Annotated in this window: 21 protein-coding genes and 1 pseudogene; 13 read left to right on the top strand and 9 right to left on the bottom strand. The window is 42.6% G+C overall.

The window, feature by feature from the left end:
- Both DD657_RS03235 and DD657_RS03230 read left to right on the top strand, forming a co-directional pair.
- Complete coding sequence (locus tag DD657_RS03235) at positions 1 to 1,173, top strand: glycosyltransferase family 2 protein (protein ID WP_021988944.1); 1,173 nt, start codon at positions 1 to 3, stop codon at positions 1,171 to 1,173.
- A gap of 22 nt (positions 1,174 to 1,195) precedes the next feature.
- Positions 1,196 to 2,320: a glycosyltransferase family 4 protein gene (locus DD657_RS03230; RefSeq protein ID WP_068689685.1), complete on the top strand. Its 1,125-nt coding sequence runs from the start codon at positions 1,196 to 1,198 to the stop codon at positions 2,318 to 2,320.
- Between the two features lie 37 nt (positions 2,321 to 2,357).
- Here the strand turns inward: DD657_RS03230 and DD657_RS03225 are convergent, their stop codons facing one another.
- Positions 2,358 to 2,537 (bottom strand): hypothetical protein, encoded by a 180-nt coding sequence (locus DD657_RS03225; RefSeq protein WP_287048468.1) that lies wholly within the window; start codon positions 2,535 to 2,537, stop codon positions 2,358 to 2,360.
- Between the two features lie 24 nt (positions 2,538 to 2,561).
- On the opposite strand from DD657_RS03225, the gene DD657_RS03220 reads away from it, so the two are divergent.
- Complete coding sequence (locus DD657_RS03220) at positions 2,562 to 3,185, top strand: acyltransferase (RefSeq protein WP_287048466.1); 624 nt, start codon at positions 2,562 to 2,564, stop codon at positions 3,183 to 3,185.
- 18 nt (positions 3,186 to 3,203) lie between these two features.
- Positions 3,204 to 4,118 carry a glycosyltransferase family 2 protein gene (locus DD657_RS03215; protein ID WP_287048464.1) on the top strand — a complete coding sequence of 305 codons (915 nt, stop codon included), beginning with the start codon at positions 3,204 to 3,206 and terminating at the stop codon, positions 4,116 to 4,118.
- Positions 4,119 to 4,180: 62 nt separating this feature from the next.
- On the opposite strand, the gene DD657_RS03210 is transcribed toward DD657_RS03215, so the two are convergent.
- The 3 genes and pseudogenes from DD657_RS03210 to DD657_RS03200 all read right to left on the bottom strand — a co-directional run bounded on the left by DD657_RS03210 (position 4,181) and on the right by DD657_RS03200 (position 6,354).
- Positions 4,181 to 5,401: a sodium ion-translocating decarboxylase subunit beta gene (locus tag DD657_RS03210; RefSeq protein ID WP_021988948.1), complete on the bottom strand. Its 1,221-nt coding sequence runs from the start codon at positions 5,399 to 5,401 to the stop codon at positions 4,181 to 4,183.
- Positions 5,402 to 5,612: 211 nt separating this feature from the next.
- Positions 5,613 to 5,724, bottom strand: a pseudogene (locus DD657_RS15210) (LapA family protein); the annotation flags it as partial.
- Positions 5,725 to 5,961: 237 nt separating this feature from the next.
- On the bottom strand, positions 5,962 to 6,354 hold the full coding sequence (locus tag DD657_RS03200) for a DUF8440 family protein (RefSeq protein WP_068689692.1): 393 nt from the start codon (positions 6,352 to 6,354) through the stop codon (positions 5,962 to 5,964).
- A gap of 272 nt (positions 6,355 to 6,626) precedes the next feature.
- On the opposite strand from DD657_RS03200, the gene DD657_RS03195 reads away from it, so the two are divergent.
- The 3 genes from DD657_RS03195 (at position 6,627) to DD657_RS03185 (ending at position 12,161) form a co-directional block, all read left to right on the top strand.
- Complete coding sequence (locus DD657_RS03195; protein WP_021988951.1) at positions 6,627 to 8,714, top strand: sensor histidine kinase; 2,088 nt, start codon at positions 6,627 to 6,629, stop codon at positions 8,712 to 8,714.
- A gap of 142 nt (positions 8,715 to 8,856) precedes the next feature.
- Positions 8,857 to 9,636 (top strand): SDR family NAD(P)-dependent oxidoreductase, encoded by a 780-nt coding sequence (locus tag DD657_RS03190; protein ID WP_068689694.1) that lies wholly within the window; start codon positions 8,857 to 8,859, stop codon positions 9,634 to 9,636.
- A gap of 170 nt (positions 9,637 to 9,806) precedes the next feature.
- The gene (locus DD657_RS03185; protein WP_287048460.1) at positions 9,807 to 12,161 is read left to right on the top strand and encodes an ABC transporter permease; all 2,355 of its coding nucleotides are present in this window, start codon (positions 9,807 to 9,809) and stop codon (positions 12,159 to 12,161) included.
- A 77-nt stretch (positions 12,162 to 12,238) separates the two neighbouring features.
- On the opposite strand, the gene DD657_RS03180 is transcribed toward DD657_RS03185, so the two are convergent.
- From DD657_RS03180 to DD657_RS03170, 3 genes are all read right to left on the bottom strand, one after another.
- Entirely contained in the window at positions 12,239 to 12,808 is a 570-nt protein-coding gene (locus DD657_RS03180) for an AAA family ATPase (RefSeq protein ID WP_021988954.1), read from the bottom strand.
- 224 nt (positions 12,809 to 13,032) lie between these two features.
- The gene (locus DD657_RS03175; protein WP_021988955.1) at positions 13,033 to 14,478 is read right to left on the bottom strand and encodes a TlpA disulfide reductase family protein; all 1,446 of its coding nucleotides are present in this window, start codon (positions 14,476 to 14,478) and stop codon (positions 13,033 to 13,035) included.
- A 26-nt stretch (positions 14,479 to 14,504) separates the two neighbouring features.
- Positions 14,505 to 15,164, bottom strand: coding sequence for a porin family protein (locus DD657_RS03170; protein WP_021988956.1), 660 nt, complete (start codon positions 15,162 to 15,164; stop codon positions 14,505 to 14,507).
- Between the two features lie 210 nt (positions 15,165 to 15,374).
- Between DD657_RS03170 and DD657_RS03165 the strand changes: the two genes are divergently transcribed.
- From DD657_RS03165 to DD657_RS03145, 5 genes are all read left to right on the top strand, one after another.
- Positions 15,375 to 16,505, top strand: a complete 1,131-nt coding sequence (locus DD657_RS03165; protein ID WP_021988957.1) for an AraC family transcriptional regulator — start codon at positions 15,375 to 15,377, stop codon at positions 16,503 to 16,505.
- A gap of 123 nt (positions 16,506 to 16,628) precedes the next feature.
- Positions 16,629 to 16,895: a DUF2089 family protein gene (locus DD657_RS03160; protein WP_392389376.1), complete on the top strand. Its 267-nt coding sequence runs from the start codon at positions 16,629 to 16,631 to the stop codon at positions 16,893 to 16,895.
- Positions 16,896 to 16,905: 10 nt separating this feature from the next.
- Positions 16,906 to 17,511: a YIP1 family protein gene (locus tag DD657_RS03155; RefSeq protein ID WP_068689701.1), complete on the top strand. Its 606-nt coding sequence runs from the start codon at positions 16,906 to 16,908 to the stop codon at positions 17,509 to 17,511.
- Positions 17,512 to 17,523: 12 nt separating this feature from the next.
- Complete coding sequence (locus DD657_RS03150; RefSeq protein ID WP_287048454.1) at positions 17,524 to 18,495, top strand: alpha/beta hydrolase; 972 nt, start codon at positions 17,524 to 17,526, stop codon at positions 18,493 to 18,495.
- A 101-nt stretch (positions 18,496 to 18,596) separates the two neighbouring features.
- On the top strand, positions 18,597 to 19,052 hold the full coding sequence (locus DD657_RS03145; protein ID WP_068689705.1) for a C-GCAxxG-C-C family protein: 456 nt from the start codon (positions 18,597 to 18,599) through the stop codon (positions 19,050 to 19,052).
- A gap of 10 nt (positions 19,053 to 19,062) precedes the next feature.
- Here DD657_RS03145 and mutY read toward each other — a convergent pair whose 3' ends face one another.
- Positions 19,063 to 20,136, bottom strand: coding sequence for an A/G-specific adenine glycosylase (gene mutY, locus DD657_RS03140; RefSeq protein WP_437124778.1), 1,074 nt, complete (start codon positions 20,134 to 20,136; stop codon positions 19,063 to 19,065).
- Between the two features lie 136 nt (positions 20,137 to 20,272).
- On the bottom strand, positions 20,273 to 21,748 hold the full coding sequence (proS, locus tag DD657_RS03135) for a proline--tRNA ligase (RefSeq protein WP_068689709.1): 1,476 nt from the start codon (positions 21,746 to 21,748) through the stop codon (positions 20,273 to 20,275).
- Positions 21,749 to 21,950: 202 nt separating this feature from the next.
- Here proS and DD657_RS03130 point away from each other — a divergent pair, with 202 nt between their 5' ends.
- Entirely contained in the window at positions 21,951 to 23,402 is a 1,452-nt protein-coding gene (locus DD657_RS03130; RefSeq protein ID WP_287048450.1) for a hypothetical protein, read from the top strand.
- The last annotated feature ends 30 nt before the right edge of the window (positions 23,403 to 23,432 follow it).

Below are 23,432 nucleotides of genomic sequence, written 5' to 3'. Positions count from 1 at the left end.
ATGAACCTTTGGGAAATCATATACTTGATTGAATACATTTGCTGGATATTAGCCGCCGTAGCTGTCAGTTATCCGTTGATATTCACGCTGGCTTCATTACGCAAACGGGTATTCCATTATCCGGAAGCCCGGAAAAAACGTCGTTTTGCAATCATTTTCCCGGCTTACCGGGAAGACCGGATCATCGAATCCGTAATCAGCTCGTTTTTAAGGCAGGAATACCCCAAAGAATACTACGATGTAGTTGTCGTATCCGACCACATGCAGGACAATACAAACGAACGGTTGTCCCGTTTACCGATTATCCTTCTGAAAGCCAACTATGAAAAAAGCTCAAAAGCCAAAGCGCTCAACTTTGCCATAGACAACCTCGATCCCAACAAATACGATATCGTCGTCATCCTGGATGCAGATAACCTTGTCGAACCGGATTTCCTCAATGAGATCAATAAAACCTTTGAAGCCGGTATAAAAGCCGTACAAACACACCGTACCGCTAAAAACCGGAATACGGAAATTGCCGTTCTCGATGGAATCAGTGAAGAAGTGAATAACTCGATATTCCGTCGCGGACATGTCAATTTAGGCATTTCTTCTGCCCTTATCGGATCAGGTATGGCTTTCGATTACTCATGGTTTCGCAACAACGTTAAACACCTGCATACAGCCGGCGAAGACAAAGAACTGGAAGTACTATTGCTCAAACAACGCATTTTCATCGAATTCCTCGATTATGTATGGGTATACGACGAAAAAACGCAGGGAGAAAAAGGATTTTACAACCAACGGAGACGATGGCTGGCTACACAGATCGGACAATGGGGACGTGTATACAGGGACCTGCCCAAAGCCATCTTCTCCGGTAATCTCGATTACAGCGATAAACTGATCCAATGGATACTCCCTCCCCGCCTCATTCTTTTCGGCGGAATCATCGTCATGGGAGGACTCATGCAAATTTTAGACTGGCCGCTTGCTATAAAATGGTGGGGACTGTTTATCATTATGGGAATCACTCTTTGTCTGGCCATACCCGATAAAATGGTCGATGAGGATTTCAAAAAGTCAATCAACAAACTACCCAAACTATTTGTCATGATGGTACTCAATCATTTCCGCTTAAAAGGAGAAAACAAAAAATTTACGAGTACTGAAAAAGGGATTAACCCATAAATAGTAGTAAAACGCTACGCTGATGAAAATTGCGATTGAAGCCCAACGGATTTTTCGTCCCAACAAACACGGGATGGATTTTGTAGCACTCGAAGTCATTCGGGAACTGCAAAAACTGGATACAGAAAATGAATATTACATCCTGACGGCTCCCGGTGAAGACCATTGCCTGACACCGACATCCAACTTTCATATCGTTGAAATCAAATGTCCCTCTTACCCGCTTTGGGAACAGTTTGCTTTACCACGGGCCATCCGGCGTATCAAACCCGATCTGTTGCATTGTACCAGTAATACAGCCCCTGTTTTTTGTTCCGTACCCCTGGTACTGACCCTGCATGATATTATATTTCTGGAAAAAAAGGCCGGAAAAAACAGTTCGTTCTACCAAAATATGGGACGGTATTACCGTCGTTTGGTCGTACCCCGGATAATAAAACATTGCCGGAAGATCATTACCGTTTCAAACTTCGAATGCAACCGGATCCGGTCGTTCCTGAATTTAGAGGAAAACCGGATTACAGCCATCCACAACGGTTACAGTCAACGCTTTCAGCCACTGGAAATTTCCCGGACACAAATTCAAAAATACCTGCCGGACGAAGAATACCTTTTCTTTCTGGGAAATACCGATCCGAAAAAAAACACGCCGCGAACATTGAAAGCATACAGCCTTTATCTGAAAAAATCGGCAAAACGGCTGCCTTTGCTGATTGCTGATTTAAAAGAAGACACAATCGACCGTATACTGCACCAGGAGCAGATAGAAGAAATCAAACCCATGCTCCGCTACCCCGGCTATATCCCGCACACAGATCTACCGGCCATTTACAACAGAGCTTCGGTTTTTCTTTACACCTCTTTACGGGAAAGTTTCGGTATTCCTCTGCTCGAAGCAATGGCCTGCGGTACTCCGGTGATTACTTCAAACACATCTGCCATCCCGGAAATTGCCGGAAAAGATGCTCTTTTAATTAATCCGGAAAAGGCTGAGACCATAGCGAAAGTCCTCATTGAACTGGAACAGAATCCACTTCTCCGCCGGAAACAAATCGATTATGGCCTGGAGCGGGTAAAACATTTTTCCTGGCAACAAACGGCACACCAGCTACTGAATGTCTATCAAGACGTCATCCAAAAACATTAAAGTATGAATAATACGATATTTTTTATCTGCTCTGTAATCATCTTCCGGACTCCGACCGGACACAAATGGTCCAGCCGTCAATCATCGATTTTATCGGTTGTCCCCCGGAATGCCCCGGAAAAATCAGCTCCGGACTCCGGGCATACAGTGCCGATAAAATCGACACATCCGGAATGCAGGAAAAAGCCCCGTGTAAAGAAACAAATCGCTGAAACATTAAGATGCCGTAAAAAACAAGACCATGCTAGCCAAACTCAAAAAAAAACTCGGGCATAATCCCCGCCTAAAGCAACAGGTACTTCACCTGCTCGTACATCCGGTAAAAACGCGCCCCCGCCGCTGGTTACGCCTGTTACAACCGTTCTATCTGAAACGTTCGAAAGGAAGCATTATCTGCGGTAATGTCCGTAAAGACCTCGTCCCGTTCAATGCCTTCCAGCTCGGTGCTTATTCTGTTATCGAGAGTTTCTCGACAATAAACAATATGGTCGGTGCCGTAATCATCGGAAACCACAGCCGGATCGGCTTATCCAATACTGTTATCGGACCTGTCACTATCGGGAACCAGGTAAATCTGGCTCAAAACATCGTTATCTCAGGTCTTAATCACAATTACCGGGACATCACACAACCGATCAGTAAACAAGGCGTTACGACGATCCCCGTCACCATAGAGGACGATGTATGGATCGGCGCTAATGCCGTTATCCTGGCCGGAATAACGATAGGCAAACACGCAGTCGTTGCTGCAGGTTCAGTCGTTACGTGCAATGTCCCTCCTTATTCCGTTTGCGCCGGCAATCCGGGACGTATTGTCAGACAATACGATTTCGAACAAAAAACATGGATAAAACCTGTACGATAATTGTTTATACCCTGATCTATGAATATCCCGAAAATCAGTGTCGTCATCCCGGTATACAATACCGAAGCCTATGTCGGTGAAGCCATTGAAAGCGCCAGAGAACAAACCCTCCGGGACATCGAAATCATTGTCATCGACGACGGTTCGACCGATCGCAGTCCTTTCATCATCCGTGAACTGGCAAATACCGACCCCCGCATCCGGATCTATACTCAAACGAATCAAGGCGTATCGGCTGCCCGCAACAAAGGGCTTGAATATATCAAAGGTGAATTTATATACTTCCTGGACAGTGACGACCTGCTCGAAAAAAATGCCTTGGAACAGTGTTACCGGCAATGCATAGAGCAGAATCTCGATTTTGTATTTTTCGACGCACAAACAATCAACACAGGCAACTACCATGCCCAGAATTACATCCATAAAGCCGAAAAAGGAGTCAAAAAAGGAATTGAATGGTTCGACCATCAATTAGATACACACACATTCCGGACACCGGTATGGCTTAACCTGATACGCACGGCCTTTCTCCGGCAATACCGATTGTCGTTCTACCCCGGAATCATCCACGAAGACGAACTGTTTTGCTTTCAACTATACCTCTACGCCGCCCGGGTCGGTTACATTCCGCAAATATTTTCCCGACGCAGACTAAGAGAAGGATCGATCATGACCCGGAATTTCTCCAATGAAAATATAGCCGGATACCTGACCGTCATGAAAGAAATCAAACGGCTGCAACAAACACAACCCATACCTGTCCGGAAAATTATAGACAAATACTTCCGTACCACACTCAATGCTATTGTGTGGAGAGCCCACCTTTTACCGTCGGCTCAAAAACGGAAGCTTTTTATAACCTGTATCCGGGAAAAATATTTCCGTTACGTCCGTTTCCGGAATTTTTTGGTTATGTTTTTAAAAACCGGCTAATCCGAAAGCTGTCCGGACGAATAAACGGGTATATAATATTTTGCCACATAAGTGGCAAAATATTATAGCAACGGAATAATCGTCGTATAAATTCCGGCAATAATAGCCGAAGTAATGACCCCGGATATATTGGCGCCCAAAGCGTGTCCAAGTACAAAAGAATCAGGATTATCCTTACTTACCAGCTTTTGAGCCACCTTTGCCGTTGTCGGAACACAACTTACTGCGGCAATACCGATAACCGGATTGTAATTTCCTTTTTTCAGGAAATACATGATATACCCTCCGATAATTCCTCCTATTCCGGATAACAATAAGGCTACAACACTCAAAATCAACAGTTTCAAGATAACAGGACTCATCAGCAAATGAGCATCGCACAATACCCCCAACAACAATCCCAGCATAAACGTAGAGCCATACAATAACGGACCGCTCATAAATTCATACACATGCTTCATACTCTCTTTACATTCCCGGACTGCCACCCCTATAAACAATGACAAAAACAAAGGAGAAGCCACAGGGAACAAAAAGCACAATACAGCACATAAAATGACGGCAAAAGCCAACTTGACTTTGGGGGCATAGTTCTTAGGAACTTTCTTTTCTTCTATTTTTATGGCTCTGAAACGCTTGGGTACCAACAATTTCACCAAATAGGGGTATCCTCCGTAAGTCAACCCTAAATACAGATAAGCGACAACCGTTATCGGCACAAATAAATGCTTCGCCAATACCAAAGAAGTAAACAATACCATCGGACCATCTGCACCTCCGACCATTGCCACAGAAGCCCCTTCCTTCAATGTCAGTCCCATAGCCGAAGCAATAGGCAATGTGAGAAAAGTTCCCAATTCGGCACATAAAGCCAATAAAATACTGGCAAAGGGACGTTGGAGCAGATAACCGACATCCAGCAACGTACCGATCCCCATAAACACAAAACAGGCGATCAACCCGTTACTGAACGACAAGGTATAAATCGGCTGTAAAAAATCGATTTGCATAATATTCATCAACTCATCCGTATCGCTGGCCAAGGGATCCAGAAACAGATTTCCCAATCCGCCTTCCGGCATCATCAATGTACCGCAATTGATAGCAATCATACCCAATCCCATCGGAATCATAATCATGGGCTCGAGTACACCTTTCCAACCTAAATAAATCACTGCACAACCCAGAATAACCAAAGCAATACGTGTCACAGCCAGCAACCATCCGCCGGCGGCCATCGTACCGACTCCCTGGAACAAACTATAAAAATCAATATTTTCCATAGCAAAAGTAACCTGTAGGATTAAAGAAATCAGATAGCTATTTTCTTATGTAACCTGAAACCGTTCCATATTTCATTTGCCTTATGCCGCAACTTCCGATAGATATCCTCGTGCATCCTTTCTTTCCGTGCAGGCCCTTCCACCATTACCGCCGGCTCCTCCGTCCGGATATTTCTTACCTTCAGTATTTTCTTCCGGTAAAAATGATAATAATCCAAAAAATCAGCCCAATTAGCAATTGTTTTAATGATTGCTGCAACAAAAAAACCGATGAAAAAAGTCAATCCCATCATCCCCAATGTATACAATAATAAACTTGACATAGCCCAATAATTTTAAAAATAAATAATTCGTTCAAATTGATTTTATGCCGGGAAATACATTTCATCCGCTCAAGCTGTAAGCTCTCCGTCAGAAATGGATATCAGTTTCTTCCCGACAACTGAAAACACCCGACAGAAAACCGGAAATTTCCCCGGCTTACTGAAAGTTATAAACAGTGTAAAGTGAATTGCGGACATACCTATCCCCGGTATATATCCTTCGAAAATAAATACAGGCTAAATCAACAAACGCCGCAAGGTATATACAAAATACCGGTAGGACGTCCTCCCAAAACTAAAATGAAAATATTCTCCTTTGGAATTCTTTTCCACTAATGGAATATCTATTGCAGAAAGTACACGAATGGTAGATTGAAATCGCAATGTACGAAAAAAATTTCCTCCCCTCGAAGTAACGACAATAGTTGCCGGAATCTCTCCCAGATACAGATAAAATACGTCGAATTCCCTTCCGTCGGCACATGCAGTAACTGCATTTACCCCTGTTCCGGATTCCTGAACAGACACAAAATCCTCCAGTGAATTTATCTGATTTCCATACCCGGTTATTTCACACAAACCGAACAAGAAAAACAAACCGAACAATATGCCTGTCAAATACTTTTTCATTGCACCACAAAGGTAGAAATAATATCAATGCCATAGTCACAAATCGCACCCGAATATTGAAAATATTTTTATAAACACACCGTTATTATCAGTTGTTCTATTCGAATATCGCAATAATCTTTATTTGAGTAGATTAAAAAATCAAAATGCAAAATTTAAAGTCCATAAATTTCATCCAAACAAACCGGCATACAGTAGGATTTTTCAACTGAAAAACATATATTATAATATATATATATTTTTATTATCTTTGTATAATAAGAAAATTGGATATGACAGCTTTCTTGCGTCTGTGTGCAATATTATTTCTATGTTTGTGTATTGTCGTTCCGGTAATTGGTAATACGAGATCCCATCATATACAGGACAGTCTGGCCCGATTGCTTTCCCATACCACCCGCCAAACCGAACGTTATACCCTATTGCGTCATTTGGCGGACAATTCCAACAAAAACGAACGCCTGAAATATTACCTTCAACTTTATTCGGAAGCCTGTAAAGTCAATGATGAAAAAGTACAAATAGAAGCTTTACTGGAACTAGGCAACAGAAATAAGCTCGATTCTATAAAATACTACATCTCCTTAGCAGAGAAACTCACACCGACAGCAGGCAGCAAAGGCCTGATCGTATTCCTGAAAGGACAATGGGAAAGCATATACAGCCGAAATGCCTCCGAAGAAGAGAAAGCCGAACATCTGAAGCAATTATTAAAAGAATACAAAGCGGATGCGAACAAAGAAATCGATATCTACGACCGGATTTTAAAATTACGTACATTGTGTATTTGTCTGGGGTATTCCATACAAAGCGACATTTACACTCAATACCTGGAAGAACAGCAAAAGCTGACGAGCCAGCTTCCTCCTGAAAACTACTATTTAAGAGCTTCGGTTCTTACCCAATTGAGTATTCTTTACACCTTCAGTGAAGAATATAAAAAAGCCATAGAAACGGATAAAAAATTACTGGAATACATACACGATCTCGAACGCTACTACCGCAAACAGGGCCGTATATACCGGAATTACTATACGTCCTATTACGCCATTTACCGTCGTATGCTCAACAACTACCCCGGTCTGTCTGCTGCAGAAGTCGATTCCTGCTATGCCCATTTACAACAGATGTGCTCCTTAAGCGAGGACGTCTACTGGCATTTTACCCGACTCGACCCCAAGCCTCATCTCTATTATCACATGGCCAAAAATCAATATGAGAAAGCTTCGGTATTTCTGGACAGCCTGTGGCAAAAGCCCCCTCTTCAACGTCAGGTTCCGAATCATATATTATTGCGTTATCAGATAGAGATTGCACAGGCTTTAGGAGAAAAAGACAAGGAATTAAAGGCCCTGAAAGAATATATCACCGTCCTGCATCAGCTCAATCAAACCCGGAATCTGGAAAAATACAAAGAACTTCAGATCCTCAATGATGTAGAAAGCTTAAACCAACGCAACAGAGAAACCGAACTCGAAGCAGAACATAATACCAAATCTCTTATGGGATATATTGTATCCCTGCTGACCGTATTATTGATTCTGATACTCATTTTCCACTTACACAGCCGGCGTCTTGTAAAACGTCTGAAACAGTCGGAACAAGCACTTAAAAAAGAAAAAATGACCTTGCTGGAAACCCAGGAAAAACTAGTACAGGCCCGTGACCAGGCAGAAGCTTCCGACCGGATAAAAACCGTCTTTATTCAGAATATGAGCCACGAAATACGCACCCCTCTCAATTCGATAGTCGGATTTTCACAACTGATAGCTTCCGAGGCTCAAAACATAAACAGTGAACTGAAAACTTATTCCAACCTGATTTTAAACAGCAGTGAGTTATTACTCAAACTAGTCAACGATTTACTGGAACTATCCGCCATGGAATCGGGTAAACTAAAAATCGTCAAATCTGCCTATAAAATAAATGAACTCTGTCAGACAGTTGTCGACAGTACAAAAGATAAGGTAAAACCCGGAGTTAAAATGACATTTACCGCAACCCGGGAAGATACTTATACCCTTGTAACGGATAGCATGCGTGTACAGCAAATCCTTCTGAATTTTCTGAACAATGCTGTCAAATATACCGAACAGGGAGAAATCAACCTGACATACACCATCAATGAACAGGAACAGCAGGTAATCTTTGCCATCAGTGATAGCGGACCGGGTATTCCTTCTGACAAAGCCGAACAAATATTCAATCGTTTCGAGAAACTGAATTCTTTTTCCCAAGGTAATGGTCTGGGCTTACACATTTGCCGCCTGATTGCGCAAGCACTTCAAGGAGAAGTCAAACTCGACACCACCTACACCCGGGGAGCCCGGTTCATTTTTATTCATCCCCTTCCCCGGTAATTTATCGGCAACATATTCGCCCAGTCCCCCGGCATTCCCGATTTTTATCTATATTTGATTTATCAATTATGATATACGGTTTTTTCCAACTTAAACAGATACGAAACGAATACGTATCAAATCATAATCTAATGTAAAACCGATGAACGGACCGGGAAAAAAAATAGCAATTGTCACAGGAGCAAGCGGAGGCTTAGGCAAAGAATTCGTAAAACTGCTCCTCAGAGAAGAAAACATAGACGAAATATGGGCCATCGCCAAAAATGAAGAAAAACTGATCCGGCTACAGACGGATTGCGGAGAAAAAATAAAAATTTTCCCGACGGACCTGTCAAACATAAAAGCCATAGAAGACTTTTCTTTCTATTTAAAAGAACATGATCCGGATATTTTATTTCTGATCAACAATGCCGGTTTTGCAAAATTCTGCTCATACAACGATTTGAGCATTGAAGAATCTGTAAATATGATTGATTTGAACTGCAGTGCTGTCGTCGCTATGGGATTGGTGTGCATTCCCTACATAAAAGCAGGCGGTCATATCCTCAATATAGCTTCCGCAGCCGCTTTTCTGCCGCTTCCGTATCAAAATATATACAGTTCGACAAAAGCCTTTGTAAGAAATTATTCCCGGGCTTTGAATATAGAACTCAAAGAAAAAGCCATTACCGTCACCGCAGTCTGTCCCGGATGGATAAACACCCCCTTATTGGAAAAAGCACAAATCGGAGCCCCGAAAGCAACCCGGTACTTCGCCGGCATGGTAACAGCCGGCAAAGTCGCTCACAAAGCCCTGAAAGATGCTAAAAAACGAAAAGACATGTCGATCTACGGCTCTTTTACCAAACTCTTTCACATCGTTTCAAAACTATTGCCGCAAAGCCTGCTGATAAAAATATGGTTGCGTCAGCAAAAACTATAATCGCCGTATGGGGCTATTCTCCGGCTAATCGTTTAATTTTTTGACACTGTTGTCTATTTTTTTGACAGCTGCATCCCATTATTTACACCTAAACTACAGACATTCAAGTTATTATTGTGTTGGCATATTTTTTGAAAACAAGAATAAATAAACTCAAAAAATACAACATAATGTGGTCACAGTTCAGAGAATGGATACGAAGTAAACGCAATAAGCCTTTTTCTTTTTTAGTCAATTGTATCGGTATGACATTGGCCTTCACTGCCATAATCATTTTATACACCTACGTACATGCAGAATTAAATCATGATGAAAATGTAAAAAACCGGGCAAATATTGTACGGGTAAAGACTGCCGATTGGGGGATCACTCCGGGGGCTTACGGAGGTTGGCTGGCGGGTAGCTTTCCGGAAATAAAAGAATACTGCCGGATGATGATGATGGGCATAGCCCTTTACATTCCACCTCAGCAAGGAGTGGAGGAACTTTACACGGAAGAACCGGTCGTATTGGGAGATAGCTGTTATCCCAGATTTTTTTCCTTACAGATTCTACAGGGAGAACCCAATGGGATTGCAACAACCGACCAGGTAATGGTAAGTGAAAAAATGGCCCGGAAATTATTCGGAGATGCAAATCCCATCGGTAAGCAACTGGTAATGGGAGGGCAATTTCATTGTACCGTTTCGGCCGTTTTCAAAGACATTGTAAATCCGGCTCTGAGAAAACCGGAAATATTGGTTAACCTGCACTATGTGGATAAGAATTGGCAGGAAGGATATAGCGATTCGTGGCGGTCTGCAAACTGGGAAACCTTCCTGGAATTACTCCCGGGAACAGACCGGGAGGCATTACTTGGGAAATTCCGGAAATTATATACCCGGAAAATGGAAAGTTTCGGATATGAACCGGAGAACATAAAAGAAAACCTCCCCTACCTGCAATTGCAGGATTATAAGGAACTTTACTTTACGCCTGCGGTCGATTTTTCCACTCACGGTAATCGCTCCAATATCAATATTTTAATTCTGATAGCCATATTGGTATTGATTGTAAGCATCATCAATTACGTAAACATGGCAACCGCCCGTTTGGCAGATAAAACAAGGGTGATCGGAGTAAAACGTACCCTGGGAGCCAACCGCGGTATGCTGATCGGATCGATCGTTATGGATTCCGTATTTACCTGCTTTTTAGCCATGTTCGGAGCCTGGATCGTAGCTCTGCTGGTATTCCCCTCCTTATCGCAATGGCTGGGATACGGATTTAACTTAGAAATAGATATCTGGAACGGAATGATTCTATTGGCCGGTATTCCTTTGCTATGCGGAGTGTTGTCCGGATTGTATCCGGCTTTCTACCTGACGCGTATGAACCGTCTGGATTCTTTAAATTCACAACGAAATGAAAGTATTGCCTTACAACGGGTAAAAGGAAGTCTGATGATACTGCAATTTGCCGTCTCCATGGGATTGATTATTTCCACACTCCTGATTTTCAAACAGGTAAATTTCATGAAACAGCGGAATCCGGGATATAATCCGAAAAATGTAGTTATGGTAAACGGACATGGGGAGTCGGTGTTGATGAAAAAATTTCCGGAATTCCGGGAACTTCTTTTACAAAATCCCGCCATCGTAAATGCGACGGCAGCAAAATCACGCATTTACGATATCAATGAACGGGGAAGCTATTTAAAAATTCCGGGACTGGATGAAAATATGGGGGGACATATCATTTGGGTCGATGAATATTTTATGGATGTCATGGAATTGCAACTGGTAGAAGGCGAAGCCTACCGTGAAGGAGGAAACAACAAAGGCCGTTTTCTGATGAATCAGCAAATGGCAAAAGAAATCGCGTCAAAATCACCTGATCACACTTATTTAACAGAACAGCAAACCGGTGTCGTGAAAGATTTCAATTTTAAATCGATGCATCAAAAAATCACACCTTTGTGTTTCGGCTACTTAAACGATTTTCAAGGCATGGCGGATGTATACATTCGGATTGTCCCGGAAAAGCGGCAGGAAGCATTGGCCTATATCGAGAAATGCTACAAAGAACTGTATCCCCAGACTTTCTATCAGTATAGTTTTATGGAAAACGACTACACGCAACTCTATGGAGATGAAGACCTGTTCGCACGCCGCCTGCTGATATTTACAGGATTGTCGATTGTGATCGCGTGCCTGGGATTACTGGCTTTCGTTGTCTTTTTTATCGAGCAAAAAACAAAGAGTATCGGAGTCAGAAAAGTAATGGGTGCAACAGAAATGCAAATGCTGGTCTTATTAAATAAGGATTTTATAAAACGTTTATTGATCGCCTTTATTTTGATATGCCCTATTGTCTATTATGTCATTCAAATCTGGCTGGATAATTTCGCATACAAAACAGAATTAAGCTGGTGGATATTTGCCCTGGCCTTTGTTATTATGGTTGTAATTGCTTTGCTATGCGTCAGTGCATTGACCTGGCGGGCGGCTACCGCCAATCCTGTAAATGCACTGAAAAGCGAATAACAGCACCTCCGAAACCGCTAAAACGTTCTATTTCTATACCAAAACACAGAGGGCATTTCCTCTGTGTTTTCCGGAACTCAATAAAGCCGCGAAGCACAAACCGATGGAAGATTCAAATAATTTAAAATCCACACAGCACGTTCTTCCGGCGGCAAAAAGGGAACGGCAACAGTCCGATAGCCGTTCTCTTCATATACTTCCCGGATAGTACGACAAGTATCCCGGGCTTCCTGAAAACTTTGTTTCCTTTCCGAATCTCGGGTATAAATAGTCTCCCAGGGCGGAAATACAAAAACCACCGGATTATACCGATAATTCCGGACAGCAGATTCCAACTTTTTTCTGACCGGAATACGGGCAAAACGACAATATCCCAAGGTATCAGGTATACCCCGGTCAAAAAAACGAGGTATATTCAAAGACGCAAACTTCCCGAAATCAAGTACCGACTGCAACAACATCAGTTCTGCATAACGACATGTATCGCCCCAGGGGAGTGCATTTCCCTTTATGGAAACCTGTTCCTGGATAATCTTTCTTCCGACTTCCGGAACAACAGGATATCCCATTGAAAACAATAAATTCAACACTGTCGATTTCCCGCTCCCGGGGCCTCCCGTCAAAATATAAAAATTCAAATTTTCCATCGCTCTGTTTCAAATATTACCTCTGTACTTTCCATCCATCTTCACTTTTTTATGACATTCGGATGTACATCTGTCTCCACAAACCGCCGTCCCCACATAACAAATTTACAAATTAATAATAAAACGATTTATATCTTCTCCAGCCTTACAAAAACAAAATATATTTTTTACTCTCCCCCATCCGCTTTTTCAAAACTCTTTCTTCCGATACTGAAAACGAAAAATCAATAAGTATTATCCAGTACAAGGGAAAAGTTCCCTTGTACCATAGCCCGAGAAGTTAAAAAACGATGTATCAATTGGTGAATTATATCGTCAGAAGGTCTAGGAGCATGAGCATCAATAATTTTTCCATTTCTGTCCAGCAGCATAAAACGAGGTATTGCTGTAATATGATACTCTTCTTCAAGAATTCTTTGTGAAAGCTCCGTAGCCTGATATTGCTTCCAGCCGGGACGATCTTCCGGTGCTCTTGCCAGCCAGGCTTTTTCATTCTTATCGATTGAAAGACTGACAACCTCCAAATGAAGAGAATCCTTATATCTTTCCACCAGTTTTTCAAGAAAAGCCATTTCATAACAACAAGATCCACACCACGACGCCCATATATCCACATAAACGAGATCACCTTTCACATCGGCAAGATGTACACTGTTACCATCTCTGTCAAACATTTCCAAATCAATCATTTCTTTTCCCGGTGCAAACCTTGTTAAAGCCCTTTTGACAGCCTCATATTCTTTCTCCACCTTACATAAAATATCACAATCGTCACATAATTGAACAAAGAAGTCATACACCATTGTTAATTCATCCGAAGAAGTTTCATTACATAAAGCAGAAACCATGTATTGTTCAGACATATAATTCAAAACTTCCTGATTTGATACCCGTCTTTTCAATTCACACAAGCAATTGATGGCAGATCTTTCTATTTTCGCAGTCTGCATATCCCAAGCAATAACGAGACTAAGCAAATCACTCTTTGCATTCTCAATATTATTCAAATCCAGATTTCGGACAAATTCCCAAAAAGCTTCCTCCTGAACATCGCTTTCCAACGAAATACATAATTTATAAGCCACTCTATAATAATACAAACAATAATCCCGCCGGGCCTTCAGTTCTTTCAAAACCATGGCTACGAATTTCCGGTCCTTCACCTTATCCAACAACTTCACGACTCCATCGTATCGATCATATATTTCCCCTGAATATTCCGAAAAAGTTTTCTGAGCAACCTGTTCCAATTCCATTTCAAGGAATTCTTCATTAATTTTACGTATAATCTCACTTTCTACAGTAACATTTCCAGTGATTACCGGAGTCAGGTCCGATTGCAGCGCATCATATGAAACCCGTACACGAGCTCCTGCACGTAAATATAAAAAAACCGTGGTTGAAGTTTGCGGAATACACAACACATAAACACCGGGAATCTCCTTTTCAGAAAAATGACAAACAAATGAACCTTCTTTGTCCAACTGAATCGTATCCACTTTTCCGTCGTGTTCTCCGTACAACAACAGTTGCCCATCCTCGAGATTTTTAATAACCCCGGAAACCTGCACATCTTTAAAACGATAGTCTATCCAGCCATAAATAACTGCTACTACGATACAAATGACCAAACAAACCAGCCAAAATATACTTAATTTAAATTTTTTCATCCTTCGTTTTATGATTAAAGTTTTTTTCAGAACCTAAAACCGGCAGTAAAGGAAAAAACAGAATTATTATTAAGATCGTCATTACTCAACGTTTTCAATATACCCCGGGCACCCAAAGCATACCGCACATCGAAAAGCAATCCGCAATCAAAAGCATAAGCCACACCTATCGGCATGGAACAATCGAAAGCATTTATTTTTTTCCGGACAGACACCGGATGTTTCATTGCTGTACTTTTCATTTTAGCTGAAAGTAAAAAAGAGGGTTGTAATCCGATTTTCAAAGCCAATCCCTTATAAATATGGAAATTAGCCATTACTGGAAAATCCAAATAATTCAGCCGAAAATACAAATCCGAAAACAATCGTCCACTTTGTTCGGAAGAAAAATCCATTTTGGCTCCTTTACATGAAAACAAAACATCACAAGACAAGGAAAAAGTACGTGTAAATCGATAATCGATAAAACCGCCTCCGACATATCCCCACTTCGGCGAAATTTCATCCTTATCGCTATCAAATATACTTGATTCCGTCAAAATATTGCTCCAATTCACACCACTTTTGATCCCCCAGGACAAACCGCAAAAGGATTCCTGTGAAAAAACCGATAAACTGATAAAGGTTATTCCGATAACCGATAATATTCGTTTCATTGAAACAAATTGTAAACATGTTTTTTTCATCTTTTTACATTTTAAGTTCTACATTTTTTATATTTGTCGCACCAAAACTACAGAGCAAAAATAAGAGAGGGATCATGCGCACAAGAGCTCATTTTGCACAAAAAAGGGCGCAAATCATACAAAAAGAGCCGATCAAAAAATACAAAAAGAGCATATATTGCAACACCTTTCTTTAAGATCTTGATTTATAATCGAAAAACTTTATTTACCATGTTAAAAAATATTCAGTTGATTTTAAGCCTGATGATCCTAAGCTTGTGTATTTTTGGAGGAATAACCCTTATAGCACACCCACAACACAGCAAAGCCAAATTTATTTTAGGACTAAGTATGTTATTTTGGGCACTACTTATCAGTATACGCCTCATAATCAATCCATTTCTAGATAACACAGCACTATTTCAACCGATCGTACTTATCACGGGAAGTTATGTCATGGCAACGACGACCTGTTATATCATCGAAATATTACGTCCGGGATATCTGACATTCAAACGTTTTTGTTTTTTTATATCTCCGGCTATCGGCTTCACCCTTCTTTTCGGAAGCTATTACATTTTCAAACAGGAAGTGACAGTTTATCACGGCATGCAAGACCTTTTATCACTTTCCGATATCGATATTATCTTTCGCATTACACTACTCCTGTGCAACATGCTGTATATGATCATTCCGGCCTATCTGACTTTCCGCTACAATAACGAGTATACCCAACTTCTTAAAGAAAATGTATCCAATCCGGATGATTATGACCTTTATTGGCTGAAAAGAATAATGATTGTACTATCCGCATTATATATATTTTACTTTATACTATTAGTCACCCATAACACGATCTTATATGTAATCAACAAAGTATTCATTCTCATTCTCTGGTATTATTTTTTCTATAAAGCTCTGTTTCTAAAAGAAATCCCTTGGAAAATTTCATTTGCTGCCGGCTGGAAAACCCCTTCCGAAGAAAACATTCCGGAAAAAGACTGGATATATGACCAGGCAAAAACAAATTATTTACAAGCCATTAACCAATGGTTTCAAACAGAAAAACCTTATTTATACAGAGATTTACGTCTATCGGATCTACAACGAAAATTTCCAATCAGCAGAACTTACTTATCTCAATTATTTAACAAAGAACTCGGCGTGTCTTTTTCCGACTACGTAAACCAATTCCGAGTGCAAGAAAGTAAACACCTTCTCGAAACGGAACCGCAAACTGAAATTACAGACATTGCGGAACGCTCCGGTTTCAATTCCACCTGCACATTCCGCAGAGCTTTCATAAAATACATGAAAATATCTCCCTCCGAATATAAAAAGATACATCGCCTAAACACTTGATAACACACGGGAATAAAAACATTTAAATACATCAATATTATTGATGTTGAATTAAATATTATTCAATATAATTTGAATATTATAAAACATTATTTATATTTGCTACAAGCAAACAATGCAATTATGGATATAAAGAAAAAATTACCCTTACATTGTCCGGCCTGTGAAACACCTCTGAAAGTCGGGCGATTGTTTTGTACCCAATGCGGCACGGAAATTTGCGGAACCTTCGATCTTTCACCTTTGGCACAATTAAGTGAAAAGGAGCAGACTTTTGTAATCGACTTTGTCAAGGCGGGAGGAAGTCTCAAAGAAATGGCCAAAAAGATGAATTTAAGTTACCCGACCGTCCGTAATCTACTGGACGATCTTATTGAAAAACTACCTTAACTTACAAGCCATGGACACGCAAATTTCATTTTGGAAAAAAATACTGAATCCGTTTATACAAATAGCGGGTATACCGGCCCTGATTTACGGATTTGCAGGGGTATGCATTACAATAGTCCTATCGTGGATCACAGGATTACATTTTCAAGGATTGTTACACATGGGATGGGCTCCGAGTAATACATTTACAACATTTTTGGGCGAACATCTGATTATCTGGCTGATACCGGCACTCCTCTTCTACACCTCAGGTCTGCTTCTGTCGCGTTCCCGAATCCGCATCGTCGATGTCCTCGGTACCACGGCTTTCGCACAGCTGCCTTTAATCGCAACAGCGCTGCTATGCTTTTGTAAACCGCTACAGACATTAATCCATGCAACCCCTCAAGACATAACGATAGAATGGCTCAATAGCCCGGAAATCATGACAGGAGCATTTCTGGCCCTTATTTCGACTGTCTTTATCGTCTGGACACTGATATGGATGTTCAAGGCCCTGAAAGTAACCTGTAACCTGAAAGGTGCACGTCTGGGCATCGCTTACGCCGTTTCGATAATCGGCGGGGATATTCTGGCCGTATACCTGATCAGCTTTCTTTACAAAATAAACGTTTAAACCCATAACACTATGAAAAAGATTATTTTATATCTATTAGTAGGACCGTTATGCCTGCCACTATGTCTATGGGGTCTGATGTCGCAGTCGTCATACGGACAAGAGTCGGAAGTCGTCATGAAAACCGCAACAGGAGACCTGTACGGGACATTATCGGTACCTGAAAACACCTCAAACAGTCCGGTTGTATTGCTTATTGCCGGCTCAGGGCCGACCGACCGGGACGGCAACAACCCGATGATGAAAAACAATGCTTTGAAAATGCTGGCGGAGATGTTACGTACCAACGGCATCGCCTCATTACGTTTCGATAAAAGAGGAATTGCCAAAAGCAGCAATGCCGGATTGCAGGAAAAAAACCTGCGCTTTGAAGACTACGTGAACGACGTCAACGATTGGGTCAGTTACCTGAAAAAAGACAAGCGTTTCAACCAAGTCATCGTTGCCGGACACAGCGAAGGCTCTCAAATCGGTATTTTAGCGGCAGGCAGTAACCCGGAGATCGGCAAAGTTATTTCTCTGGCAGGCGCCGGAAGACCGGCTTCTCAGATTCTCCGCAAACAACTCGCCAAACAACCGCAACAGATTCTGGATATGTGCAATCCGATACTGGAGAAACTCGAAAAAGGAGATACAGTTGGTCATGTTTCTCCCCTGCTCTATACATTGTTCCGGCCGTCTGTCCAGCCCTATCTGATCTCCTGGTTTAAATACGATCCGGCGCAAGACATCAGGCAACTGCATATACCGGTACTACTCATATCAGGGACCAACGACCTGCAATGCCCTACGGAAGAAGTCGAATTACTGGCCAATGCTTATCCGAAAGCACAAAAATACATCATTCCCGGTATGACACATGTATTGAAAGACTGTGACTCTCAGGACCAGATCTTTCAAATATCGGCAGTATACAACAATCCCGACGCCCCTCTCAATAAAAGTCTGGAAAAAATAATCGTCGATTTTATCAAAAGCAAATAAATATCATTTCACCAGAAAAAGGACAAAGTAAAAGATTGTCCTTTTTCTCTATACCGCAAAATTATAATACATTTGTTACCATTCATACAAATGTCATCGTCATGGAAGAAAGGATTCAAAAGGCTGTCGGATTATTCAAGCAGGGCTTTAATTGCTCACAATCGGTATGTGCGGCATTTGCCGACCTCTACGGATATACACCCGAACAGGCCCTGAAAATGTCGGCTTCCTTCGGAGGAGGTATCGGCCGTATGCGCCAAACCTGCGGAGCTGCCTGCGGCATGTTCATTTTAGCCGGATTACAAACGGGTACGGCCGATCCGTCAGACCGGGAAGGTAAAGCGGCAAACTATCGTCTGGTACAGGAATTAGCTGAAGAATTCAAAAAAAGAAACGGAGCACTGAATTGCAGTGAACTACTCGGATTGAAAGAAATTGCACATACAGATCCCCTGCCGGAAGCACGGACTTCCCGGTATTACACCAAACGTCCTTGCATAAAATTGGTAGAGGAAGCTGCCCGTATCTGGGCCGAATATCTCGAAAAACAACAATAAAAAGAAAATTTCATCTGTTCCTGTCTTCCAGATAGAGACTGATCAAACGGGAAACGGCATATTTTTCAAAATCATCGGCGGATACCTGCAAACAATTTGTCAAACCGGCAGAAAGTACGTTTATCCGAATCTCATAAAAACGGGCATAAATAATGCGATGAGAAAGGACATGTTTATAAGGTCCCGCTCTGCGTACGACGTGTATTTCTCCGGCCCCTTCCCAAAGATGCCGGTATTCGTCTGTCCGGATCAATTCAGGCCACTCCATATCCTTCTCTGTCTCAATTAAAGGATATTCATACAGATTTTGCCATATATCTTTGGCACGTCGTTGCACCAACAGGACATTATCCCGGTAATGGATGTGAAAATAATTGAAATAACGGGGCTTTACAAGGGTTTTTCCGGCTTTTACGGGCAAATTTTCTACTTCCCCCCGAACAAAGGCCACACATTTTTCGCGCAAAGGGCAAAACAGGCAGGCCGGAGACTTGGGAACACACTGGATAGCACCGAAATCCATAATAGCCTGATTATAAACTCCCGGGCAGGAAACCAATAACAACTCCTGCGCCAAAGCGGTAAAAAACTTCTTTCCCTCCGTACTATCTATCGGTATATCTATCCCGAATACCCGCGATAACACCCGGTAGACATTTCCGTCAACAACAGCATAAGGCTGATTCCAGGCAAAAGAACAGATAGCGGCAGCCGTATACCCGCCGATCCCTTTCAATGACAAAACGTCCTCATAACGGACAGGAAACAACCCGGAAAAACGTTGCATAATATCCCGGGCGGCAGCATGTAAATTACGGGCACGACTATAATACCCCAAACCCTGCCAATACTTCAGTACCTCGTCTTCCTTTGCCTCTGCCAGTGAACGGACATCCGGGAATCGGGCGGCAAAACGATTGAAATAATCCAAGCCCTGCACTACCCGGGTTTGCTGTAAAATAATTTCGGATATCCATATCAGATAAGGGTCATTCGTATCCCGCCACGGTAATTCCCTGCGGTTCTCCTCATACCACGCAACCAAAACCTTACCAAAACCCGATTTATTATCCACAACCAATATATTTTACAAAAACTACCCCAAAAACCGACCTTCGATTTCCCGGTACGGGAAACATCCCTGTCTGCCGACAGCACATTCTCCCGCCTGAAAATTACCCGATACGGCCTTTGGGGGCAGCCTGATCCCGGTAGCCCGGTCAATAAGCTTTTGCTATCAGCACCCGACGATGCGAAGGTTTACCGGTTACCATACATTTTCCCTCTTCTTCCGGACTATCAAACGGGATACAACGAATCGTCGCTTTGGTATCCGTCTTGATCTTTTCTTCGGTTTCCGCCGTTCCATCCCAATGACACAGGAAGAAACCACCCTTCGTTTCGACCAGTTGCCTGAATTCGTCGTAAGAATCCACTTTTGTGATCATATTGTTTCTGAAACCGAGAGCCTTTTTATAAATATTTTCCTGAATGTCTTCAAGTAATTTCCCGATATATTCTACCACTCCGGCCATCGGTACCGTTTCTTTAGCAAGGGTATCGCGACGGGCCACCTCAACTGTATCGTTTGCCAGATCACGTTCTCCTATCGCCAAACGTACCGGTACTCCCTTGAGTTCGTAATCAGCAAATTTCCAGCCCGGTTTCTGGGTATCACGATCGTCGAATTTTACGGTAATTCCTTTTGCCTTCAATGCTTCTACGACACCGCTTACCTTATCACGAATCTGTTGAAGTCCTTCCGGATTTTTATATATCGGCACAATCACGACCTGCAAAGGAGCCAACTTCGGAGGCAATACCAACCCGTTGTCATCGGAATGTGCCATGATCAAAGCTCCCATCAGACGCGTTGAAACCCCCCAGGAAGTCGCCCATACATAATCCCGTTCACCTGCCTGATTGGTAAACATCACGTCGAAAGCTTTGGCAAAATTCTGTCCCAGGAAATGAGATGTACCTGCCTGCAATGCTTTACCGTCCTGCATTAAAGCTTCTATCGTGTATGTATCCAAAGCTCCGGCAAACCGCTCACTTTCACTCTTGGAACCCATAATTACAGGGACAGCCATCCATTTTTCTGCAAACTCGGCATATACGCGCACCATCTGGTTGGCCTCAGCTACCGCTTCATCCTTAGTGGCGTGAGCAGTATGTCCCTCCTGCCAAAGAAATTCAGCCGTACGCAGAAACATACGGGTACGCATTTCCCAACGCATAACATTCGCCCACTGATTACACAATATCGGAAGATCCCGGTAAGATTGTATCCAGTTTTTATATGTATTCCATATAATCGTCTCGGATGTGGGACGGATAATATACTCTTCTTCCAGTTTAGCCTCCGGATCGACGATAACTCCGTTGCCGTTGGGATCATTCTTCAAACGATAATGGGTCACAACAGCACATTCTTTCGCAAATCCTTCAACATGGTCAGCTTCTTTTGAAAAGAAAGATTTCGGTATCAATAAGGGAAAATAAGCATTTACGTGTCCGGTGTCCTTAAACATTTGATCCAATTGACGTTGCATCTTTTCCCAAATGGCATATCCGTACGGTTTGATCACCATACAACCTCTTACGGCTGCCGGTTCCGCCAATCCTGCCTTGGTTACCAACTCATTATACCATTGAGAATAATCTTCACTTCTTGATGTTAAAAACTTGGCCATCTTCTTATTTTTTGGTAAAACGTCGCAAATTTAAGCAAAAAACTAAGATATATAACCCGAAAAAGAGTATTTTTATTCCGTAAACAGATAAAGATACCACACAACGGAGGAATCATGTTAAATACAGTATATAACCCCGGAATTCCAAAATTTATGGTATACTTTTTGATAGTAATTTAATAAACAAGTAAATCATTATCTTATGAAATCGATAGTATATATTATAGCTTCAGTGTTTCTCCTTACCTCCTGCTATTCGAGCCGCAGCCTTAGCAGCAGTATGGAAGACGACATCTACTATGTACCTGGAGCAAAACCGCTTATCGTTAAGGAAGTAGAAACCGAAACGGGACAGCATATCGACATGACAAAATCAGCCGGTACGACATCTTACACTCAACCGGAATCAGATTGGACAGGCAGTACGGCATCTGTCATCAACCGCCGCAAAGGTACCGTAGAACAAGTCAATACGGCAGATCTGGCTTATCAGGCAGAATCACAATTGTCATCTGCGAATGATATCAACGAAACGATCTATGAAAATACCGGTTACTGGATCGGTGGCTTTAAAGGCAGTGAGTCGGATTTGCGTGAGGCAGCCCGGATTATAGCCCAATATCCCCAAGGATTCGGCTATATTGCCAACGGTACAGACATCGCTCTCAGTCTTTCCGTAAGTCCGGACTGGAATGTTTATACAGACAACAACCGTTACTGGTGGTTTCCGTCCTCTTCAAATATAGAACTTTATTCGACCTTCCTTTTCGGATCCTACCCCAAATACATCTGGACGATTGCCTGGAATCAACCGGGTTATGACAGTTTTGTTTTTGACAGACAATTCAACTGGAGTTTCAATCTGGGTTGGGGAAATCCGGGTTGGAGTTTCGGATTCGGTTGGAACAACGGATGGTACGATCCCTGGTACAGACCCTGGTATAACGGTTGGTACGGATGGGGCGGCTGGTACGATCCCTGGTATCCGGGTGGATATTATCCGCATTGGCATCACCACTATCCTTATCCGCCTATCTGGGGCGGCGGACATTACCCCCCCTCTCATAACAGACCCGCACCTGTACGACCGGATAACAACCTGCGTCCGGGAATCGGCACCCGTCCGGGCTATGCTACGCGACCGGGAAACAATACGCGACCGGGTTATGGCACCCGCCCCGGCACCAACGTAAGGCCGGGTACGACAACGCGACCGGGAGTAACGACAAAGCCGGGTACGACAACGCGGCCAGGTACCAGCGTAAGACCGGGAACGACAACCCGACCGGGTACAACAACAAGACCAGGAACAAGCACAAGACCGGGAACCACAACGCGACCGGGAATGACCCGGCCGGGAACCAGCGTAAGACCCGGTACGACAACACGGCCGGCAACGACACGGCCGGCAACGACACGGCCGGCAACGACACGGCCGTCTACATCCGGTCAGTCAAACCGTTATACCCGTCCGGCAACACGACCGGGAAGCAATTCGTATAATTACAACAGAAACAATACGACACGGCCTTCGTACAACAACACAAGGTCGGGCGGAAGCAGTTATTCTCCGTCGCGTTCCACAGGTACGACACGGTCGTCCGGAACCACCCGCTCCGGTGGTAGCTCTACCCGAACAGGCGGAAGAAGATAAAATGCAAAAACTTCGTTTTATACTAAAAAC

This window comes from Culturomica sp., assembly GCF_003524185.1.
Lineage (GTDB): Bacteria > Bacteroidota > Bacteroidia > Bacteroidales > Marinifilaceae > Culturomica > Culturomica massiliensis.
The sequence above is the reverse complement of the archived record's forward strand: the minus strand, read 5'-3'. Positions and strand labels throughout refer to the sequence as shown.

Bases quoted from the DNA above. Each gene is read 5' to 3' on its own strand.
- DD657_RS03180 (WP_021988954.1), bottom strand. From the start codon at position 12,808: ATGGAAAATTTGAATTTTTATATTTTGACGGGAGGCCCCGGGAGCGGG.
- DD657_RS03220 (WP_287048466.1), top strand. From the start codon at position 2,562: ATGCTAGCCAAACTCAAAAAAAAACTCGGGCATAATCCCCGCCTAAAG.
- DD657_RS03160 (WP_392389376.1), top strand. From the start codon at position 16,629: ATGGATATAAAGAAAAAATTACCCTTACATTGTCCGGCCTGTGAAACA.
- DD657_RS03170 (WP_021988956.1), bottom strand. From the start codon at position 15,164: ATGAAAAAAACATGTTTACAATTTGTTTCAATGAAACGAATATTATCG.
- DD657_RS03150 (WP_287048454.1), top strand. From the start codon at position 17,524: ATGAAAAAGATTATTTTATATCTATTAGTAGGACCGTTATGCCTGCCA.
- DD657_RS03195 (WP_021988951.1), top strand. From the start codon at position 6,627: ATGACAGCTTTCTTGCGTCTGTGTGCAATATTATTTCTATGTTTGTGT.
- DD657_RS03155 (WP_068689701.1), top strand. From the start codon at position 16,906: ATGGACACGCAAATTTCATTTTGGAAAAAAATACTGAATCCGTTTATA.
- DD657_RS03190 (WP_068689694.1), top strand. From the start codon at position 8,857: ATGAACGGACCGGGAAAAAAAATAGCAATTGTCACAGGAGCAAGCGGA.
- DD657_RS03230 (WP_068689685.1), top strand. From the start codon at position 1,196: ATGAAAATTGCGATTGAAGCCCAACGGATTTTTCGTCCCAACAAACAC.
- DD657_RS03215 (WP_287048464.1), top strand. From the start codon at position 3,204: ATGAATATCCCGAAAATCAGTGTCGTCATCCCGGTATACAATACCGAA.
- DD657_RS03175 (WP_021988955.1), bottom strand. From the start codon at position 14,478: ATGAAAAAATTTAAATTAAGTATATTTTGGCTGGTTTGTTTGGTCATT.
- DD657_RS03200 (WP_068689692.1), bottom strand. From the start codon at position 6,354: ATGAAAAAGTATTTGACAGGCATATTGTTCGGTTTGTTTTTCTTGTTC.
- DD657_RS03225 (WP_287048468.1), bottom strand. From the start codon at position 2,537: ATGTTTCAGCGATTTGTTTCTTTACACGGGGCTTTTTCCTGCATTCCG.
- DD657_RS03185 (WP_287048460.1), top strand. From the start codon at position 9,807: ATGTGGTCACAGTTCAGAGAATGGATACGAAGTAAACGCAATAAGCCT.
- DD657_RS03130 (WP_287048450.1), top strand. From the start codon at position 21,951: ATGAAATCGATAGTATATATTATAGCTTCAGTGTTTCTCCTTACCTCC.
- DD657_RS03210 (WP_021988948.1), bottom strand. From the start codon at position 5,401: ATGGAAAATATTGATTTTTATAGTTTGTTCCAGGGAGTCGGTACGATG.
- DD657_RS03145 (WP_068689705.1), top strand. From the start codon at position 18,597: ATGGAAGAAAGGATTCAAAAGGCTGTCGGATTATTCAAGCAGGGCTTT.
- proS (WP_068689709.1), bottom strand. From the start codon at position 21,748: ATGGCCAAGTTTTTAACATCAAGAAGTGAAGATTATTCTCAATGGTAT.
- DD657_RS03165 (WP_021988957.1), top strand. From the start codon at position 15,375: ATGTTAAAAAATATTCAGTTGATTTTAAGCCTGATGATCCTAAGCTTG.
- DD657_RS03235 (WP_021988944.1), top strand. From the start codon at position 1: ATGAACCTTTGGGAAATCATATACTTGATTGAATACATTTGCTGGATA.